A 4,600-nucleotide genomic window follows, 5' to 3' on the forward strand; every position below is an offset into this window, starting at 1 on the left:
CAGAGCTACAGGACAAAGAATTCTGTAGCATGTTTCCCAGAGATTTGTTTGACTTGGGCAATGACGAGTTGCAGGTTGCGATTTGTGGGCCTTGTTGCAGCGACATCTTGTCCTAGCAGTGAATCTTGACAACAGATCCAGTTAGAGCAGCTCTCTAGCCGCGATCCAAGAGAGAAGCTGGTTAGGGGCTACGAGTTGCCTGTTTGGCTGCTAGGCTGGAGCTTTTTTCGCTGGCTTTTATTGCAAGGCATTTTACCGGGTGCGCTTCTGTATAGTGCAAGGACTCGCCGCGGTTGATTTTGGCAAATTTGACTGTTGACGTTTCTGCTGATTTCCCTCCCTTCAAAAGACTTCAGAGGTGAGAGCAGGCTGGTGCCAGTGGCAAGGAAAGACCTGAAGATCCTCATGGTTTCGTCGGAAGTGGCTCCTTTTGCCAAGACCGGGGGGCTGGCGGATGTCCTGGGCTCGCTGCCCCAGGCCTTGCGGGAGCTTCGGATGTCCTGGGCTCGCTGCCCCAGGCCTTGCGGGAGCTTGGCTGCGAGGTGCGAGTCGCTATGCCGCTTTACCGGTGCGTCAGGGAGGCAGAGATGGCGGCGACTTGTCTGCTGGCAGACATGCCTGTGCCTCTCGGCTCAAGGTTGATCACGGCTGATGTGTGGCAGAGCAGTGACCGGGGGCAGGTGTTGGTCTACTTTGTTAGAAGGGATGAATTTTTCGATCGCAGCCAGCTTTACGGCAGTGAAAAAGGTGATTACTTCGACAATGGCGAACGCTTCATTTTCTTTTGTCGAACGGTGCCACTTTTGTGCCGGCAGCTCAACTTCAAACCTGACATCATTCACTGCCATGACTGGCAGACAGCCCTGGTGCCAGCCTACCTCGACCTGCTTTACAGGCGGGAGTCTTTCTGGCGTGGAACAAAGAGTGTCTTTACCATCCACAACATTGGCTATCAGGGCATCTTTGCCGCAGACCTCTTCACGCTCACGGGACTGCCGAAAAGCTTCTTCAGCGTGGCAGGGATGGAATTCTGGGGAGGGGTGAACTTTATGAAGGCTGGCATTGTCTGTGCTGATGCCATTACCACGGTGAGTCCCCGCTACAGTGAAGAGATCTGTACTAGCGAGTATGGCAACGGCCTGGATGGTCTGCTGCGGCAGTACAAAGACAAACTCCATGGCATTTTGAACGGGGTGGACTACAGGGAGTGGAATCCTGAGACAGACCCATATATTGCCGCGCCCTATTCAGTCGAAGATCTCAGCGGTAAGCTCATCTGCAAGGAGGATCTGCTCGATGCCTTTCAGTTGCCCCCAAGCCTGAAGCATCGTCCACTGCTGGGCATGGTTTCCAGATTGGCAGAACAGAAGGGGTTTGACCTGCTGACAGACATCATCGATAATCTCATGGAGCAGGACCTGGGCATGGTGCTTCTGGGTTCTGGAGAGTTGAAATACGAGCGGTTCTTCTCTGAACTTGCCCAGGGTTATCCCGAGAAAATAGGTGTTCGCTTCGGTTATGACAATCGGTTGGCCCACAAAATCGAGGCAGGTGCTGACATGTTCCTTATGCCATCCCGGTATGAACCGTGCGGCCTCAATCAAATCTACAGCCTGCGCTACGGCACGGTGCCCATTGTCAGGGCCACGGGAGGACTGTTCGATACGGTGGAGCCCTACGACCCCAGGCAGAACAGTGGGGTGGGCTTCACCTTTGAAAAATACGAACCCGAGGCTCTACTGGGAGCAGTACTGCAGGCCCTGCGCTGTTATGCTCGGCCAGAGGTCTGGAAGCAGATCATGAAAAACGCTATGAAAATGGACTTCAGCTGGGGAACTTCTGCCCAGAAATATCTGGAGCTCTACCAACAACTTTTGCAGAGATAGGTCTTTGCCAGAGCTTTCTCATGGAGGTTTAAGATGCTGAGTGCAAAACGGTTGCTTTTCCTGGTTCTCGCAGTTCTTTTTGCGACTTTTATTTATCAGAACGCAGAAGTAGTGCAGGTCCGGTTTCTCTTCTGGAGCACTGCCGCATCCAGGGCCCTGGTGCTGGTGGGTACCTTTATCGTCGGCGTGGTGGTCGGCCTGGTTTCAGGAATGGTGCTCAGAAAGGAGCGTCGTACTGACAGTGCCCAGGCTGAATAAGGACACCCTGTTGAACACACTCACGGAGGCGTTGGCGATTGCTGACCACTTTCACTTGCTCTGTCAGACAACAAAAGTGAGATTCAAGCGGTAGAAAAGGAGACGGTGCTATGTCACACCAAGGACGGCCTTCTTACAAGGGGCTGGAGGATCTTGGCCTGGAGAATTTATCGTACATTTATTGGAACCTTACCACTTCCAGACTCTATGAGCAGGCAGTGCGCCGGCGTGAAGGACTCATCGCTCATCTGGGCCCACTGGTTGTGCGCACTGGCCACTACACCGGCAGGGCTCCAAAGGACAAATTTATTGTAAGAGAGCCGAGCAGTGAAGATAAGATCTGGTGGGGTGATGTCAATGTTCCTTTCGAGGAGGACAAGTTCGAACGCTTGTTCCACAGGCTGCTGGCTTATTTGCAGGGGAAAGACGTTTATGTTCAGGACTGTTATGCAGGGGCCGACCCGCGCTATCGTGTGCCTATTCGGGTGGTGACCGAGACCGCCTGGCACAGCATTTTTGCCCGCAATATGTTTATCCGCATCACGGACCGCGCACTGCTTGATAGTCACCGGCCGCGCTTCCACATTATCTGTACACCGCAGTTCCACGCGGTTCCTGATCTGGACGGCACCCGCTCTGGCGCTTTTATCGTGGTCCATTTTGGCAAAGGTCTGGTGCTTATCGGCGGCACCAGCTATGCCGGCGAGATCAAGAAATCAGTGTTCACCATCATGAATTATCTCCTGCCACAGGAAAGAGTGCTCTCCATGCACTGCTCCGCCAATGTGGGTGACAGGGGCGACGTGGCTGTGTTCTTTGGCCTTTCCGGGACCGGCAAGACCACACTTTCAGCTGCACCCGGGCGCCGGCTTATCGGCGACGATGAACACGGCTGGAGCGACAATGGCGTCTTCAACTTCGAGGGGGGCTGCTATGCCAAGGTGATCCGTCTTTCGGCGGAGGCAGAACCGGATATTTATGAGTGTACCAGAAGGTTTGGAACTGTGCTGGAAAACGTCGCCATTGACCCTATAACCCGCCGCATTGATCTTGATGACGACTCCCTCACCGAGAACACCAGAGCTGCTTATCCAATAAGCCACATTGCCAATGCAGAGCTCAGCGGTGTTGGGGGCCACCCCAAAAACATAGTCATGCTCACCTGCGACGCCTTCGGGGTTTTGCCGCCAGTCAGCAAGCTTACCCCGGCGCAGGCCATGGCCCACTTTCTCCTGGGCTATACCGCGAAAGTGGCGGGCACGGAAAAGGGCATCACCGAACCGCAGGCTACTTTCAGTGCCTGCTTTGGTGCTCCCTTTATGGCCCTGCCGCCAACCGTGTATGCCAGTCTCTTGAAGGAAAAGATATCCGAACACCAGGTGAACTGCTGGCTGGTCAACACAGGCTGGACTGGCGGCACTTACGGCGTGGGCGAGCGGATGTCCATAGCTCATACCCGCAGACTGGTGGAAGCAGCGATTGAGGGCGCCCTGGACGAGGTGCCCTTCGAACAGGAGCCGCATTTTGGCCTGCACATTCCCCGGAACTGTCCCGGTGTGCCTGATGAGGTACTGAAGCCAAAGAATACCTGGGCGGACAGCGCTGCTTATGATGCCAAGGCCAGCGAACTTGCTGCCATGTTTGGTAAGGAATTCGAGCCATTTGCAAACAAGGTGACAACCGAGGTAAGAGAGGCCATCGGCCGCCTTTGATGGTGAGGCTGGAGGCTCATAATCGAGGAAGATTTCGCACGGGCAAAGTCAGAATGAAAAACCCGTGGTGACTACCATGGGTCACCACGGGTCTCGGCTTCTGCTAGCAAATTGCCGTTCCTGTTGTGAGCTGGCCCTCTTTTAAGCTGCTGACCCTGACGAGTCACTGCGAGTGGGCGCCAGAACGCTTATGCAACAGCAACAGCACTTGTCTTCGTCTTTGGCCTTCATGCAGGCCAGTTCATATCCATCTGGACAGCTGAGGTTTTCTGTTTTACTCATTTGCTCATCTCCTTGCATATGGGGTTCCAGACTGATCTCTGGTTGAAATCATATGTTCTTCATAAGAATTATAAGCAAATTTTTCTTTTGAGACCACTTTTCCAGTTCTGCCCGACCTGGCCAGCCATGAAGATAATGATTCTCATTACTTACCTTGCTTTTCTTCCTTTTCCCTTTCTATGCCTGGTTCTCCTACTCTCATCCTCCAGTTGTGGCCAGGGTCCGCAGGCTTCGGGAGGGCACTGTTAGCCCACCAGCATGAGACTCAACTGAGGCCAGAAAGTGATGAAAACGAGGGCGACGAGCAGAATTGCCAGGAAGGGAAGGGCTGCGAGCCCAAGTTGAACAATTGAACGGTCGAAGCGCAGACTGGCAATAAAAAGATTCATGCCGATTGGCGGAGTTGAGTAGCCGATTTGCAGGTTGGTAAGAAAAATCACCCCCAGGTGCAGCAGATTGATG

3 protein-coding genes and 1 pseudogene are annotated in these 4,600 nt (G+C 53.8%); 3 read left to right on the top strand and 1 reads right to left on the bottom strand.

Annotated elements, in window-relative coordinates:
• The first annotated feature begins 405 nt into the window (after positions 1 to 405).
• The 3 genes and pseudogenes from glgA (at position 406) to pckA (ending at position 3,856) form a co-directional block, all read left to right on the top strand.
• Positions 406 to 1,886: pseudogene (gene glgA, locus JRI89_16865) on the top strand (glycogen synthase GlgA).
• Positions 1,887 to 1,919: 33 nt separating this feature from the next.
• Entirely contained in the window at positions 1,920 to 2,144 is a 225-nt protein-coding gene (locus JRI89_16870; GenBank protein MBW2072903.1) for a DUF1049 domain-containing protein, read from the top strand.
• A 110-nt stretch (positions 2,145 to 2,254) separates the two neighbouring features.
• Positions 2,255 to 3,856, top strand: a complete 1,602-nt coding sequence (pckA, locus tag JRI89_16875; GenBank protein MBW2072904.1) for a phosphoenolpyruvate carboxykinase (ATP) — start codon at positions 2,255 to 2,257, stop codon at positions 3,854 to 3,856.
• Positions 3,857 to 4,383: 527 nt separating this feature from the next.
• Here pckA and JRI89_16880 read toward each other — a convergent pair.
• The coding region (locus tag JRI89_16880) for a TRAP transporter large permease subunit (GenBank protein ID MBW2072905.1) at positions 4,384 to 4,600 on the bottom strand (217 nt) is incomplete at its 5' end.

This window comes from Deltaproteobacteria bacterium, assembly GCA_019309045.1.
GTDB lineage: Bacteria > Desulfobacterota > Syntrophobacteria > BM002 > BM002 > JAFDGZ01.

Coding starts and splice junctions, on each gene's coding strand:
- JRI89_16870 (MBW2072903.1), top strand. CDS start 1,920: ATGCTGAGTGCAAAACGGTTGCTTTTCCTGGTTCTCGCAGTTCTTTTT.
- pckA (MBW2072904.1), top strand. CDS start 2,255: ATGTCACACCAAGGACGGCCTTCTTACAAGGGGCTGGAGGATCTTGGC.